The following is a 15976-nucleotide window of genomic DNA, read 5'->3' on the forward strand; positions in this document are numbered from 1 at the left end:
TCGATTAAAGGAAGTGATCATTTAATATGAAAATGCTTACATTAGTAGTAAAGATTCACAAATTTGTAACAGGAAGTGAGGGGTTAACGATGTTTGCATCACTTGCACAGCAAAAAAGTCGGTTGTTTAAGCTGTTCGCCGTTCTTTGCATCGCTTCTCTACTTCCGCTTTATCCGCTTGGCTCCCTACCAACGGTCTCAGCTGCTTCCCTCGTAACAATTGACACCCCTACCCATGGAGATGAAGTGGAAGTAGGAACGATCACGGTATCAGGGCAGTACACGGAGGCGTACAACATCGTCCTGATCGTCAATGGCACAGATCAATTGCCAACTCGAATCGACAGCGAACAAGGAGAAACCTCGGGCGTATGGTATGCTGAACTCGATACCAGCCGATATGATGGGGAGATTACGTTGCTGGCCAGAGGGACCCAAAGCACGACCCGATACGGGGTATCCAGTCAGGCGATTACGGTCCATGTCGATAATTCCCAGATTGCCAAACCTCACGTTACGATCACGAACCCGGTTGACGGGGCGAAGGTGAAAGGAAACTCCACTTCGATTCATGTCAGCGTCAATTCCAGAAATCGCATCCGATCCGTTGAAGTAAGGATTAATAGCGGGCCCTGGAAAACCGCGAAAAAGACTGGGAATGTCTATAAGTATACTTGGAAAATAAAAGGGCTCGGTGACAAAACCTCCAGTCTGGAAGCCCGAGCTATTGACGAATATGGCAATATCGGTCGGAGTATGACCGTCTATGCCTCAACAGGCAAAGGAACCCACGAGCCAATCACGTTGGAAAGACAAGACCGCGCGATGTGGATCTGGGAAAAAGCCGCCTACAACCTCTTTCTGAACCCCGGCTCGCGATCCGCACTCAAAGCCTTAGCCGACGACACGACAACGTTTGATTCGGACCCAATCACAACCTTCTATATCGGCGTGTTCCCTTACGGCGGGGTCGATATCCTCGAAGAGTCCCCCGACAAGGTGCGCGACTTTGTGCGCTGGGCCCATAATAACGGCTATCAGGTTCACGCCTGTATCGCAGGCGGCACGACACCGCCCTACATGGGAGCGTTGGCACCTTTTCATGAACATGCCATTCGAGAAATGGAGAAAGTGATCAACTACAATATCGCTGCCGCACCAGAAGAACGCTTTGATGGCGTAAACGTAGATATCGAACCGTACATTTTGCCGGAGTTTAATGCCGAGAAGCCTTCGGTGCAACTGCAATACCTGGATGTGCTGCAAAAAATGATCGACCGTCGGAACACTGCCGGCATCAACCTGCCCTTCGGCCCGGCGATCCCCCGTTGGTTTGACAGCAGTGAAGGTGCCAAAGAGATTACGTGGAACGGGCAAACCAAATGGCTCTCCGAGCATGTTCAAGACCTCAGCGATTATATTTCGATCATGGACTATCGCGACGTAGCGGATGGCAGTGTAGGCATCATTGCCCAAGCGCAAGGTGAGCTCAGCTACGCCAATGCCATCGGCAAGCCCAATTCGGTGGTCATTGGCGTGGAAACGCTGGATATCGCAAACAGCGGGGATCCGGAAACGATCACGTTCCGGGAAGAGGGACGCACGTATATGGAGGCTGAACTAGATAAGGTGTACGCGGCCTTCCAAGACGATCCCGCCTTCGCCGGCATCGCCATGCATCACTACGACTCAATCCGCTGGCTGCCATCCATCTGGGGACCGGACGGCTACCTGTGGCGCGTGAACCCCGCAGATACGGAGCCGCCCTCTGCTCTGCCGGGCCCGCCGCTGGCCACCACCGTTGACGATCACACGATTCAATTAAGTTACGGGCGGGCGACGGACAATTCCGACATCGAGCATTATTTGATTTATCGCGGAACGGAGCCGGATTTTACACCGGATGAGGCCCATGTGGCCGGAAGCTCCCGCAATTTGACGTATATGGATACGGGGTTGCTGCCGAACACCACTTATTACTACAAAATCGCGGCCGTAGACATCAGCGGCAATATCGGGCCAGCCACGTCACCGGAGGCATCCGCTACGACAGCAGCCTCCTATACCGATCAAAGGCCGATGATCGTTGGCGGAATGAGCGTAACCTATGATGGTACACGGGCCGTCGTCCAACTCCAAGTTGTCGATCTGGAGACCGGCGAAGGGGTTCCTGCCGCCGTTTACGGACGGTTTACGCAGAGCGGAGGCCGCTACATCGAAATGGTGACCGATGCGGACGGCATCGCCAGCGGAACGTCCGAGGCGCTGACCTTCCCGTCCGGGGAAGTCGGGTTTCTGCCGCAGCGGATCGTGGCCCCCGGTTACTATTGGGCTTCCGCCTATGACCTAGACCGCCACATCACTGCCGTTTGGCCGCAGTACTAACTGCATGCACGACTAATACAGCCGAAACCTTTCAATGGCCCGGTGAAGAGATTCAATCTCTTGCCGGGTCATTTCATATCCGGCAAGGTCATGTGCTGCCTCCTCCGGGATCACACCGGACAAAACTAGACACCACAGCATGCGTAAAATATACTTATCCATCGGGCGGATAAACGTTCGTTCCGCATAACCGTCCACCCGAGCCGATAAATCCATGAACCGCTCGTAATTTCTCGATGCATACGCCTGCATCAGATCATGTTGGATGTTCGGATATGCCGCGCCCAACCCAACTAAAGCAGCGCGGGCCCCACGCATCAGTGAGTACCCAAACATCCGATCCTCCCCCGTGATCAGGAGTTGCTCTGGAAACTCCTCAGACATTAGTGCCGATACATCTTGCAGCGTCATAACGCTGCCGAGCGTTGCCATTTTGATGCCTACCGTCATCTCTAAAGACAGCAAAGCTCGCAATACTTCAGCCGAATAGGCAATCCCCCCAGCCTCGTCATACAAATAAAAAAGAATAAGCGGGACACCTAACCTCGATAACTCGCGATGATATTCAATAATCGCTTCATCCTGTTCTGCGACGGGGAGCTCCCGGAACAGCGAAGGCGGAAAAACAAGCAGCGCATCGGCTCCCCCCTGGATCGCATCGGTTGCCATGGCCAAGCTGTCCTGCTGCCATTGGCTGATCTTGGCAAGGCCCAGCCGCCGAGGATCGGGAAGCGCGCCCACGCCGGCCACCAGCAGCTTGGACGCTCCAAGCGCAGCCCTCCACTGCTGCACCACGGCCATTCGCTCAAAGCGCTCCATATGTAAGCCGCGTCCGGTATGTGCCCAAACCGCTGCCCCGGCAATGGGTTGGTCCGCAAGATACCCGGCATACGCCTCCTGCGCTTGCAGATGAATTCGCCCTTCGCGCGTTCGCGGCACCGGAACGGCAGGGATCAGCCCCCATTCCAAGGCTTGTCTAACCTCATTAACGCTGGCGTTCATGGATCATCCCCCTTAGAAAAAAATCACGTCCCCTTCTTTGATACCAGGTCGTCACGTCGCGAAAAGCAGCGATGCCATCCCGATGTCCGATTTCGCCGGTCTCTCTTAAATGAAGCATCCAAGTCACCAATCCGTTCTCTGGATGAAAATACAGCTCATGCAACGCCCGCTGCGTCTTTGGGCCGCGGGACATGCCATATGCGCTGGCGGGGAGTTGGAATAAGGTGTGCATCTGCAAGCTTGTCGCGCCGCGCAGCGCGTATTCCAAGGCTATCTTGCCGGAGCGAACATCCCCGGTTCCTGAAATGACGGGAACCGGTGCTGAGAGTTCCCCTTGCAGTTCCAGCCTGCGTAAACGGGACAATATGCGCAGATTTCGTCGGCTGAGATCCGGCCCGCCGTAGGCAGTCCCGCCTCCCCCGGAATCGAGACGAGCTCGGTCATATAACCGATTAGCATAAATCAGGTAATCCGGCCGAGCCTCCCCTTCCTCGATGAGAGTGCGGATCGTCTGCAGCTGGAAGTCGTCGTCAAACACCGTATTCATCAGCTTAATGCCCAGCCGAATCTCGCCCGGCGGTACAGCCGATCGAATCAGCTTGGGCACCTCCCGGTACCATCGCAGAATCGCCTCCTGCTGCATTGCCCGGTCCGATCCGGCTAGGGTTGGGCTAAAATCTTTTTCCAGTTGAAGCGGTCCCGCTTCTCCGGCTTGCCGCCAAACTTGAGCCAGACTCTGGGTCGTGTATCGATATTCCTCCAACGCGAAATCGTCGTCCCTTGCCGGCAAATGATATTTGCAGGAAGGCACGACCACGGTTCCCCATTCTCGTCCAATGTGCAAGGAGGCAGAGACAAAGCGCATGTACTCCGCAAAAGTCCCATGCCAGCCTCGTCCGTTCCAGGTTACGTTCCAACCGGTTTCCCCCGTTTCTTTCCCTACAATGGGTTCAACCTTCATCCGCGTATCCTTAATAGCCCAAGCCTCCATCGAGCGCTGGCCTTGTCCGTTTTCTGCGATCACCGTCTTCAGGACGACAAACCCCAAGCCCGCCTGCGCATCAGTACGAACTTGGGAAGTATTCAGTGACAGCTGACCGGCGGCTTTACCAAACGGGTTCTTGATTGGCGCCGGTCCATAATTCGAGGAAACATCGATGCCATATTCCTCCAACAGATATGCCTCAACCCGGTCCGGAAGGCCGGTATGCCGGAACCGTTCGTAGTCTCGACGGATTCGCGCCTCTTCGCTGGGGCGGAGGTTGGGCACGGCGGGCAATATCAGGCGGTCCATCGGCTTCATCCCCTTTGCATCGTGTATATCCCCAATTGTATGCCGACCCGGCGCCCGTTTTATCCGTCGAAACACCTATTTTTGTCCCGTCAAAAAAAACCGTCGATATGCAGCGCATAAATCTGCCTTGGGCGACCGCGCCCCACCGGCTGCTCCTCCCCAACAATTGTCGCCAGTTCATATTTCTCCAGCACGGCCATAATTCGCCGAGCGCTGCGCAGCGTAATCCCAAACCCTTCGGCCAGTTGCGCAGCGGTTAAGGTCGAGCTGTTCAGCCTGCGGCACAGGGAAATCAAGCGATTGAGCGTCCCGACACTCAACCCGGCTTTCTTGGCCATCGAGATCAGCTCGGGATCTTCGCTGCGCGCCGAATATTTGAGCGTCAGCTCCGAACCCATCGGCCCGTAGACCTGCCCGTCCTGCATCATCAGAAAGCAGTTGCCGCCTCCGCTCGTTTTGGCTTTCAAGAGCGCCTCGCGGGCCTTCCCTTCCGCCTCATTGGCCGTTCGCCCCAACCCGATCCCAATGCTCGCCTTCCACTGCAGCCGCTCCATCACTTCCAGCAGCAGCGGGGCCTGTTCAAATTTACGGGTCACTTGCTCAATGATACCGCGTGTGGTAATGAAGGAGACCTCGTTCGAGTCCGTCCAATTAATTAAGGATTGCGTCTCTTCACCGAAGTCGATCAGGATTTGCTGGAGAATGATTTTTTTGCGCTGAATTTCGTAATCCGAAGCTGCCTCTTTCACCACTCGCTCATAGTGATCGATGCTCAAAATGCCGATGGCCATTTGGTTGCTGGATAGCCGCAGGCTCTTCCCCTCCAATAACGCCCGGTTCAAGGCGTCGCGAATCGCGGATTGCGTAGGCACGACGCGAAAGGCGGGGATGCCAAGCTCGACCAGTTGCTGATAGACGGAGGTGAGGCAAGTCACAGTGGCATGAACGAGTCCCCGGCTCCACAGATCGTAGTGAAAGGCGATCAAATCTTCATGATGGATTCCCGTACTGTACGGTTTGACATAAATTCGCCGATGCAGCAGTCCCAGCTCATCGAGTTGTTCCTCCAATTCATGCTGTAAGAGCACGTCTGCACTGATGCGGATTTCCTCCTCCAGATCGAACAAGCGGCTCCGATAAAAATCAAACAACACCTTATATAACGCCGTCCCGGAATATTGCACATGCAGCATCGGAACGCCAGGTTCACGATCCAGCGCGAGATGGTAGGGGATCGGTCCCGTAAATAACAGAATGTCCGCCTGCTCCCGAACGCGGGCGACGACCTCTAACGTTTCCTGCTCATGCGAATAGGGAGTTGGAATCATCGTGAGCTCCTGAAACACGCTGCCCACTTCGACGACCTTATCCACCAGATCACTTGGACCAATCACTGCGACATTCAGATTCACGGACGATATGCACCTCCGCCGAAGAATTGATGTGTCACTTCGAGATAGGACAACCGCGTTAACTCCAAGACCTGATCGCCAAAATATTCAAATGAGACAAATCCGTCATACTCCAGCTCCGCCAGCCTTTGCAGAATCGCACGCTGGTTGCTGTCCCCCTGCAGCACGGGAACGGGGACGCTTTGAGCCCAGTTGTGATGGTTCCACTTGTAGTTTTTGACATGGACATGCGTGATTCGGGGGTAAAACTTCTCTAGGGCCGGCAGCGGATCCAACTGATCCACGAAAAAATTAAACCCGTCGTAAATCAGCTCCACAACCGGTCCGCCAAGCTCGAGCAATACAGCGATACTCTCTTCGGTATCAGCCAGCGTATTGTTATGCGTTTCGACAGCCAGGCGAATGCCAAGCTGCGAGCAAACCTCCGAGGCGGCACACAACCCGGATTGGACTTGCTGCCATAACATAGCATCTGCCTTACAAGAGGGCAGGTGACCGGCGAACGCACGGACCCTGGGGCATTCCAGCTCGGCCGCCCAGCGCGCTGCCCTTTGGATATTCTGAAGATCTTGATCCGAAGCCCGTTCGCCTTTGGAAAAAGCAGCATATGTGCTGATTGCCGGCACAACAAGCCGGTGCGCTGTGAGCTGCTGCCTTAGCTCAGGAAGCGAGCCGCCGTTGTCCAAATACGCCTCAAGATGACCGTCCCACAACTCAACGCCGTGAAGCTGCAGTTGGGTTGCTGCTTCCAGCACCTTTTCGAGGATCATCCCTTTGAGTCCGGTGGAGCAGATGCTGAACTTCATCGCGGGGGTTCCTGCGTTATTGATCAACCTGCTCCGCCCCCTCCTCCTGCGATCGGTACACCGCCTCCAGAACAGAAATCACCGATTTGGCGTATTCACCGGAGCACTCCGGCTCAGCGCGATGCTCAATCGCCTCCAGCAGATCATCCAGCTGTGCGGCGAACGGCTCTTTAGCGTCTTCGGGCTTGAAATCCTCCGTCAGCTCGTAGTGCCCGTCACGGCTGATCCATAGTCCCTGGTGAGAAACCAGCCTGGCCATTCCGCCAGTAAAAATCAACTCCGTCTCATCTTTCGCCACGCCGGGATAACCGGATTGTACGATCACTGCACCGAGGCCGCCTTCCGTTTCTGCCAGGACTACACCGCTGCCTTCCACATTGCCGATGGGTGCTTCGTAGCTTAGGACTGCCTTGACCTTGGTTATCCGGCTGCCAGTGAGCCACTGGATTTTGTCGACCGAGTGGGCGCCTAAATTCATCAGGATGCCGCCTCCAGCCTTCTCCTTCTCCATGAACCAACGCGGCCTGTCTTCCTCGAAGTAGGACTTATGCCGAGTGTCGTGAATGGCCACCAGCTTACCCAACCGCCCGCTTTCGATCAGGGCCTTCGCTTGCCGATTCGCTGGCAAATAGTGCTGTGTGTGCCCGACCAAGAGCGTGACGCCCGCTTCCTTCACTGCGTTTAGAATAACGTCGCAGGACGCGGAGGTTAGTGCCATCGGCTTCTCCAGCAGCAGATGGCTGCCGTTCGCCGCGCAGAAGACGGCACAGTCCTCGTGCAGATGGTGCGGCAGTGCAATAATGGCGATGTCCGGCTGTTCCTGAATGATCAACTCCCGATAGTCGTCGTACCATCTTAAGGCGTATTCCTTTGCCACGGCCCGCCCCCTGCTCTCATCCGGCTCCGCTACCGCCACCGCAGTCAGCCGCTCCGGCCCCAGCTGCCGAATCGCGTCCAAATGATGGCGCGCAATGCCGCCGGCCCCGATCAATGCAACCCGGTAACGCATAAGCTCACTCCTTTTCACCCTACTTAATGCCAGCAGAATTACTGCCTTGGCAGAATTCCACTGCCCTACTTAATGCCAGCAGAATTACTGCCTTGCACAAAATATTTCTCCGCAAACAAGAAAACGAGCAGGATCGGGATCAGGCTCATCAACGCGGCGGCGACCATATATTGTTCATTACCCGACCATTGGCCAGCCATCGACAAAATGCCGATCGGAAGCGTAAAGTTTTCTTTCGAGGTTAAGAAGATCGCCGGAGACAATATTTCGTTCCACTTCGTCATAAACGTGAATACAGCTAACGTCGCGAAGGTAGGCTTACACATCGGCATAAAGATCCGCCAATAAATTTGCATCGGGTTGCAGCCGTCCAGCCGGGCCGACTCCTCATAATCCCGAGGGATGCCCAGAAAGGCTTGCCGCATCAGAAAAATACCAAACGGCTGGGCCAGCCATTCGATAATCCAGAGCGGCGTCAGCGTATCAAGTAAATGCAGCGACTTGAAAATGACGAACTGCGGAATGATCAAAACGACCGGCGGAATCATCATGGTGCCGAGAACGACAAGGAACAGGGTATTTTTGAAAGGAAACTTGAGCCGGGCAAACGCGAACGCCACCATCGAGCAGGAGATCAGCGCGCCAATCACCGACAGCACCGTGATGATCACACTATTCATCGTATACTGACCAAACGAACCAAGCTTCCACACTTCGGCATAATTGCTCCACTGTACCGGCGATGGCAGCCATTCCGGTGGAAATTTGGTGTATTGGGCATAGCTTTTTAAGGAGTTAAACACGGTCGTCAGAAAAGGCAGGAACATAATCAACGAGCTGCAAATGATAACGAGGTAACCGGCGATTTTTTTCTTCTTCATTCGTAATGCACCCACTTTTTCTGCAGCGTCATTTGGACGACCGTCAGCAAGAACAGAATCACGAACAGCACCCAGGCAATGGCGGAAGCATATCCCATGCGCAGGAACGAGAAGCCCTCCTGATACAAGTAGATCATCAGCACCAGACTCGCTTTGTTTGGCCCGCCTGCGGACGACGCATCCATCGCCCCGCCGGTCATGACGTAGATTTGCTCAAACGCCTGGAACGTCGAGATTGTACTCATGATCAGCACCAGGAACGTCGTGCTTGAAATGAGCGGAACCGTAATCCGGCGAAACTTCTGGATCGTCCCCGCTCCGTCGATTTCAGCCGCCTCGTACACCTCAGAGGGGACGTTTTGCAGTCCAGCCAAATAGATCACCATAATGTAGCCAATCCCCTTCCACACCGCGATGAGCACAAGCAGCGGGATGACGAGATGCTCATCCTGGAGCCATTTTTGCGGACTTAGGCCGATGGCTTGCAGCAATGAATTGGCAAAGCCAAACCGCGGGTTAAACACCGCATCCGATACGTACATAATGACCGTCCAAGAGGAGATGACCGGCAAAAAATGCGCCAGCCGAAACAACTTCAACGCCCGCAGCTTCTGGTTTAACGCCACCGCCAGAACAAGCCCAAAAAAGGTTTGCAACGGCACAAACAAAATCGTGAAATAGACGGTGTTCCACAGCGCCTTCCAGAAGACCGGCTCGTTCAGCAGCTTGGTGTAGTTGTCCCATCCGGTCCATTTCGGAGGATTCAGGATGTCATACTCTGAGAAGCTGAAATACAAGGAGGCTAGCAGCGAACCTAATACAAACACGAGAAAATGAATGATATAGGGGGTCACCATCAGGAGCCCCCATTTGCCGTCATGATGCAAGCGACTTCGTCTTTTGCGAATCGGAGGAGACTCTACCTGCGTCAAGTCTCCCGTCCGAAGTTCCACCGTTTTTTCAACCATGTTCATCACGCTTTCTTATGGAAATGTACAACCCGGCTTATTACTTATAAAATTCGTCCAGCACCTGCTGCACATCCTTATCCGCCTGAGTTAACGCCTCTTCGACGCTGATCTCTCCTTCGAAAGCCCGGTTGATGCTGTCTCCAAATTTGCCGACCCATTCGCTCCAGACCGCGTTCACGTCCAACGTTCCGGCGAATTCGAAGCTGTCCAGGAACGCCTGCTTGTTGTCGGGCTTGCCGCTTAAGAATTGTTCGGAGTTGGCCACCGATTTTTTCACCGGTACCGCTTCGCCTAAGCTGGCCCATTCTTTTTGCACATCGTCCTCGGTGGCCCAATATTTCACCCATTCCCAAGCGGCCTCGCCCTTGGCGCCTTCCGCCTTCTTATTGATAACCCAGGAGTTGGCGATCACCGGGGAGAACCGCTTGCCGTCTGGTCCCTTCGGCAGCAAGGTCACGTCGTAATTCAGCTCCGCCGCATTCGCGTCAATCGTGCGAGCGTAGATCCCAATGCGCATTGCAGCCGCTTTGCTGGGGAAGGGGGCCATGTTGCTCTGGAAGCTTTTTAAATCGGAAGGGGTGGTTAACAGCTCACGCTGCATACCGTCTACGATCCATTCCATCGCCTGCTTGTTCTCCGGGGTATTGATAATCGACTTCGTCAGCGTTTCGTCCAGCACGCCGCCGCCGTAAGATTTCAGCACCGTCATCCAACCTTCCGTAATACTGAAGAAGGTCAGGCCGTATTGGGCCACTTTGTTTTTGTCAAAAGCGGAATCGGTCGCATACACGCCATTCGAATCCTTGGTCAGCTTCTCCGCCGCTGCCTTGAGATCGTCCCAGGTCCAGTCTTCGGTGGGATACTCCACTTTAGCCTCATCAAACATATCCTTGTTATAGTAGAGAACCGCAATTTGAATGCCCTGCGGGACGCCCCAATATTTCCCGTTTGCGTCTTTGTTAAAGTCGAGACCGTAATAGTCGTCCTTCTGCAAATCCCGTTCAATCCATTCGGTCAAATCCTTTAAAACACCGCGCTCCGCGTATTTCGGGACAAGCACACCGTCGGATAACCAGAGGTCTGGCGCGCTCTCAGCGGCGATTTGTGTATCTAGCTTCTGGAAGAACTGATTATACGGTGAAGACTCCGTCTTGATCTTAATATTCGGATGCTTCTCCTGGAACTTGGCGATCAGCTCCTGCATCTTGGCATCAGTTTGTGCCGAGGAATAATAGCCCAGTCTCAGCTCCACCGGCTTGCCCATCGTCTCCTGCGGCTGATTCTGCGGTTGCCCCTCGTCGCCGCCATTGCTGGATTGAGCCCCGTTCCCTCCTCCGGAGCAAGCCGATACGACCAACATGAACGCCAATATGACGATAGCCCCTATGTTTTTCCGCTTTCTACCCAGACGTCCCATTTCCATCCCCCTTGCTTATTTCCACCCCGTGTAAGCTTTTTCAAGAATGTCGATGAGAGTGGTGTTGTGGTTATCTTCAAAGTAAAGGACGCTGAATTAGAGATCAACGTCCTTAAATCGCCCCAAATTCATGCGCACTAGACGTTAACGATATACGATCGGAGGGGGGATGCCGCCTTATGAGAACGGCGTACCAGCAGCACATCGCCGCAGAGGTGAACTCCGGCAAATTGATAACTGCGGGGCCCCTGGTGCGAAAACAACATCGCATCCTCACCGCCGTCATGGGTGATCGACAGGGCCGTCGCCAGCTCTCCTGGAACCGGATGGCCGTAGCTATCCAGCACATCCAGCAGGCGGATTACCGGTGGTGCCTCACTCTGCCGCTGGGCAGGGTATAACACCGTAACAAACTGCGTAAATCCTTGGCCGGATTGGCGAAGGATCGCTCGGCAGGACGGTGTTTTTTCGTTATAGTTGCGGGAAATCCAGCTGGGTTCGACGTCGATCTTCACCGGGTGAAGCGGTAAAATCCGCAGCACGGGTCCCTCGCCGCCGCCAGCGTCTCCGATAACGAGATGACCGTCCGCTTGAAACCGCACTTCAAGCCCTTCCGCCAAATGAAAGGGCAACGCGTACGCATGCTCCGCATCCCCATGGGATCGGCAGGTGTCGACGACCACCCAATAGTCCGGCTTGACGAATAAGATTTGCCGCAGCACTTGAACCGGATGGGGCAAGCGCCAATAGCCGTCATGACCTCCTTGGGCATAATCGTATTCCGGCGTGGTCCGCCATACCTGACCCAGTGAACGGGCGACATGGTTCCACTTCCAGGAATCCACATACTCCGAAATCGTCTGCCCGTCGACAGATACCGTATTATGCTGGAGCGATTCCTTAAAATATTGGCGATCCCGGTTTTCCATATAGGTGCAACGTCCCGGATCAACCAGAAACTCACGGCCGTAAGCAAACAAGCTGATGTGCAGGGCATCGTCATGACCGTGGGCCCGAATCACATCCATATGACCGTGATCAAACCAGAGGTAGCGGGCGGTCCGCTGCCAATCGCTGCGCATGAAGGCATACCCGCTTTGCGTCAGTTCTTTGGAGACGAAGTCCGGCGCTTTCACTTCAAGCTTCTCGTACAACTCGAACCCTTTTTGCGTGAAATACCAGATCCCATCGTAATCCAGCACGGAATAAGCTTGCGATTTCAGATCCCCCCGCCGGTACAGTACTGCCCCTCGCGCCAGCACATCGCGGATATCCGTGCTGTCGCTGTCACTAAAGTTCGGCTGGCGGCCATCCGGCTGAACGATCGTCAGTGAGGCGGTGAACATGCGGTTTAAGGTATCGTGCAGCACCGAAGGTAACGAAATACGATTAAGCTCTGCAAGCCATACGGATTCAAACAAGAAATGCAACACCTCATGGTGGTACATGCTGCTTTGTTCATTTTGCAGGCCATCATCATAAACCTGGAGCTGACACATCTCAACCAGTCGTTCAATCGCGGTTTGCAGCCAGGTTGCGGCTTCCTCCACTTCAGGAAACAAGAGCGCCAGTTGAAACAGGCCGTTCGTTTCGAGGAATCCCCAGTTGCTTTGCCGGTCATGCGACGTATAAGCGATGCTCAGATACATGCCATGCCGACGGATCGCTTCGAGGAATAACGCTTCTTCTTCCGTCCCCCAATGTTTAGATCTGCGTACACAATAATAGCCTTTGAGCCAGTGGGTAATTCGGATGCCGCTGTCCAGCTTGCGCCAAGTGTCCTTGACGTTATAGCTCCGTCCGACGCTTTCCCGCACTTCGGCTTCCGTCAGCGGGTTTTGCGTCATCCAATCCTTCAGCAGACGAATATACGCCTGAGCGTACGATTCTTCGCCGGTTAACCAATACGCTTGCCCCAGCTCGCCCATGTACCGCGCCCGGTTCAGCATCACCAGCCATTCCAAATCTTCGTTATGTCGGTAATCCCAATTGATCCCGTTCTCGAAGGTTACCTCCTCTTCGCAGCGTTCCATATCCCAGCGATGGGTGAAAATAAACGTGTTCCGCGCAGCCAAGTCAGCCCGGTGCAACACTTGCTCCACTTCCTCGGGCCAATGCTTGCGGCAGGCGTCCACGATAAACGTTCGATCCTCTTCATTCCAATAGAAACGCGGTGTTTCCAAACTTCCTTGCTTTTTTAGTGCCATGGATTCTGTTTGCCTCCTCGTTCGGCTAAGGGATCTTAGCCGCTCTCAAGCCATACATGTTACTGACCTAACCACTGTTGCAGCCCAGCTTGGACAAACGGATCATCATTAAGATCAGGATATGCGCGATAGACGCGATCAATTTCTTCGATTTGTCCCGGCGACAGCTCTTCCTCTGGATCAAGACACCATCTCCCAGCCAGCAGGCCTTGGCGCCGCAGCACTTCATGAATGCCGGGAAGACAGCCCTTAAACCCATTGGCCGCGTCAAAAAAGGCCGCATTCGCATCCGTAATTCGGATGCCACGGGTTAACAGCTCCGAAGGAATCGGGGCTCCGCTTTCACGGAGAGCGATGATCTCCTCCAGCAGCTCCACTGCTTTGGACGTCCATACAGCCCAGTGGCCCAGCAGGCCGCCGACGATCCGCTTCTCCACCATTTCCCCCGCGGCAGTGCGGCATTGATAGACCGTAAGCAAGTCGGCCACGATGTTATCGTCATTGCCCGTGTACAAGGCAATGTCATCCCGGCGGCTCGATTCGCATACCGCCCGTACTACATCCAGCGTTTGGTAACGGTTGAAGGGAGCGATTTTGATCGCCTTCACTCCCGGCAGCTCGGCGAGTTCGCGCCAAAACGCAAAGCTAAGCCGCCTGCCCCCCACGGACGGCTGCAAATAAAAGCCGCAGACGGGAAGCACCGCCGAGATCGCTTCCGTGCGGCGGATCAGCTCCGCCTCGCCGCAATCCGTCAGCCCGCCGTTGCTGACCAGCCCCAGGTCATAGCCCAGCCCGGCAGCCAACTCAGCTTCGCGCACAGCCTGCTCGGTTGGGCCGCAGATACCCGCGACCTTAAGGAACGGGCGCTGAAGCCCGGCGGCTTCCACCTCCTCGGCAGCCAGGCGGAGCACCGGCTCAAACAGACCGATCTTCGGATCGCGAATCTCGAATTGCGTTGAGTGGACACCTACTGCGATCCCGCCGCTGCCGGCGGCAATGTAATAGCGTGTTAACGCACGTTGCCGCCGCTCATCCAAGCAGCGCTTTGCGTCCAGCGCCAACGGGTGGGCGGGGATGACCGTTCCGCGGTGTAGCAGCTGATGCAGCTCAGGTTTCAACTGCGGTTGCTCGCCCATCAGAACACCCCTCCCCGTTCCTGGAAATGCGTAGGTTTGCCTAACGTCGCTCCCCCCGCCTCGATCCACTCCACTGTCCACTGCATCATTTGTCTCAAAGAAACCCGCGGATATCCCCATATCGCATGGGAGGTGGACGCATTACTTAATAATGCGGTTGGCTGTTCCTCCCCGGTGAAGATCGGCTCGATACCAAAGGCTTCGCCAAACCGTTCAGCCAGCCAACGGATCGATACAGTCTCCGGTCCAGTGACATTGATCGTCTTCGGCGGTGAGGCACAATGGAGCAGCGAACGGATTGCCATTTCATTGGCGTCCCCTTGCCAAATGACGTTGACCATGCCCATATTCAGGTCGATGGGTTCCCGCTCCTTCACCGCCTTGGCGACCTCCAACAAGATGCCGTAACGCATATCAATCGCATAATTCAGCCGGAAGTTAACGAGCGGCGTGCCGTTTTTGCGGGAAAAATACTCAAACACCCGCTCCCGCCCTAAACAGGATTGTGCATATTCACCAATCGGCGCAGGCACGGTTTCTTCCGAAGCCCCGCCTTTGGTGATCTCCGTCAACGGATAAATATTGCCGGACGAGAAAGCAACGATCCGCGACGCCTTAAACTTCTCCGCAACCCGCCCCGGCAAATAGGCGTTCATGGCCCAGGTATAATACTCACGCCCGGTTGTTCCAAACTTATTGCCAGCCATGTAAATGACATTGGGCGCCTCTGGCAAGCGCGACAATGCGTTTTCATCCAGCAGGTCCGCCGAAATGGTGCGAATGCCGGCGGCCTCCAGCTCTTCCCGCAGCGTTCCCGAAGAAAACCGCGACACGCCGGTGACCTTCATCGTCTTCCCTGCGGCGGCCAAGCCCCGAGCCAGCAGCTTCGCTAAGCTGGGGCCCATTTTTCCACCAACGCCAAGAATCAGCACATCGCCGTCCAGTTGGGTCAGATCCCGAATCAACTGGTCTGAGGGCTCGCTTAATCGCTGCTCCAACTCCGATATCGTTTTCATTTTTCGTCACCTCTACTATGCAAGGGATTCGCAAGACGGTCTCTGAAGCCTTACGGTTTCCCCTTTATCGTAGAAGCGGGAGGAAATCCAGACAACGACCTTATATCGCCCCAAAAAACGAAAGCAGGAGAAAACCGGCTGTGACGGTGTTCTCCTGTGCTTATAGGATGATTGATTTTTGGGGTTAAGATCAAATTCAAGTGGCTGAGATTAGCGGCCCGAGGCCAAATGTAAAAGTACAGTTGATTTTTAGAGAAAAGGTACTTGTCGTGGGCTTTAACTGCAAAAGTGCAGTTCATTTCCGCCTATTTCCCACTTTTCCGCCGAATCGCCCTAAACTAACTGCACTTTCCCTAAGGCCCCCTAAATAAACTGGAGTCCTCCCCTACAAGGATTTACAATGGAAATAAGGGAGAGGATTCAGTTATGGGAAAAGCCAAA

The 15976-nt window shown here is 54.7% G+C and carries 12 protein-coding genes; 1 reads left to right on the forward strand and 11 read right to left on the reverse strand.

Going from position 1 to position 15976, the window contains the following annotated elements:
- The first annotated feature begins 89 nt into the window (after window positions 1-89).
- Window positions 90-2384, forward strand: a complete 2295-nt coding sequence (locus tag C812_RS10220; RefSeq protein ID WP_016312580.1) for an Ig-like domain-containing protein — start codon at window positions 90-92, stop codon at window positions 2382-2384.
- Between the two features lie 12 nt (window positions 2385-2396).
- Here C812_RS10220 and C812_RS10225 read toward each other — a convergent pair whose 3' ends face one another.
- The 11 genes from C812_RS10225 to C812_RS10275 form a co-directional block, all read right to left on the reverse strand.
- Window positions 2397-3386: a dihydrodipicolinate synthase family protein gene (locus tag C812_RS10225; RefSeq protein WP_016312581.1), complete on the reverse strand. Its 990-nt coding sequence runs from the start codon at window positions 3384-3386 to the stop codon at window positions 2397-2399.
- Complete coding sequence (locus tag C812_RS10230; RefSeq protein WP_016312582.1) at window positions 3370-4680, reverse strand: hypothetical protein; 1311 nt, start codon at window positions 4678-4680, stop codon at window positions 3370-3372. Before C812_RS10230 ends, C812_RS10225 begins: the two co-directional genes overlap by 17 nt.
- Before the next feature lie 89 nt (window positions 4681-4769).
- A complete protein-coding gene (locus C812_RS10235; protein ID WP_016312583.1) occupies window positions 4770-6092 on the reverse strand; it encodes a helix-turn-helix domain-containing protein in 1323 nt (440 codons plus the stop codon).
- Window positions 6089-6925, reverse strand: coding sequence for a sugar phosphate isomerase/epimerase family protein (locus C812_RS10240; protein ID WP_016312584.1), 837 nt, complete (start codon window positions 6923-6925; stop codon window positions 6089-6091). The genes C812_RS10235 and C812_RS10240 overlap by 4 nt, the downstream gene beginning before the upstream one ends.
- Window positions 6915-7907, reverse strand: a complete 993-nt coding sequence (locus C812_RS10245; protein WP_016312585.1) for a Gfo/Idh/MocA family protein — start codon at window positions 7905-7907, stop codon at window positions 6915-6917. The genes C812_RS10240 and C812_RS10245 overlap by 11 nt, the downstream gene beginning before the upstream one ends.
- A 65-nt stretch (window positions 7908-7972) precedes the next feature.
- Complete coding sequence (locus C812_RS10250; RefSeq protein WP_016312586.1) at window positions 7973-8788, reverse strand: carbohydrate ABC transporter permease; 816 nt, start codon at window positions 8786-8788, stop codon at window positions 7973-7975.
- Window positions 8785-9756, reverse strand: coding sequence for a carbohydrate ABC transporter permease (locus C812_RS10255; RefSeq protein WP_016312587.1), 972 nt, complete (start codon window positions 9754-9756; stop codon window positions 8785-8787). The genes C812_RS10250 and C812_RS10255 overlap by 4 nt, the downstream gene beginning before the upstream one ends.
- A gap of 40 nt (window positions 9757-9796) precedes the next feature.
- Window positions 9797-11119, reverse strand: a complete 1323-nt coding sequence (locus tag C812_RS10260; protein WP_157274724.1) for an ABC transporter substrate-binding protein — start codon at window positions 11117-11119, stop codon at window positions 9797-9799.
- 194 nt (window positions 11120-11313) lie between these two features.
- The gene (locus C812_RS10265) at window positions 11314-13383 is read right to left on the reverse strand and encodes an alginate lyase family protein (protein ID WP_016312589.1); all 2070 of its coding nucleotides are present in this window, start codon (window positions 13381-13383) and stop codon (window positions 11314-11316) included.
- Between the two features lie 59 nt (window positions 13384-13442).
- Window positions 13443-14519 carry a dihydrodipicolinate synthase family protein gene (locus C812_RS10270; protein WP_016312590.1) on the reverse strand — a complete coding sequence of 359 codons (1077 nt, stop codon included), beginning with the start codon at window positions 14517-14519 and terminating at the stop codon, window positions 13443-13445.
- Window positions 14519-15535: an NAD-dependent epimerase/dehydratase family protein gene (locus tag C812_RS10275; RefSeq protein ID WP_016312591.1), complete on the reverse strand. Its 1017-nt coding sequence runs from the start codon at window positions 15533-15535 to the stop codon at window positions 14519-14521. The genes C812_RS10270 and C812_RS10275 overlap by 1 nt, the downstream gene beginning before the upstream one ends.
- Window positions 15536-15976: the final 441 nt, after the last annotated feature.

The sequence above is a fragment of the Paenibacillus barengoltzii G22 genome, from assembly GCF_000403375.2.
Classification (GTDB): domain Bacteria; phylum Bacillota; class Bacilli; order Paenibacillales; family Paenibacillaceae; genus Fontibacillus; species Fontibacillus barengoltzii.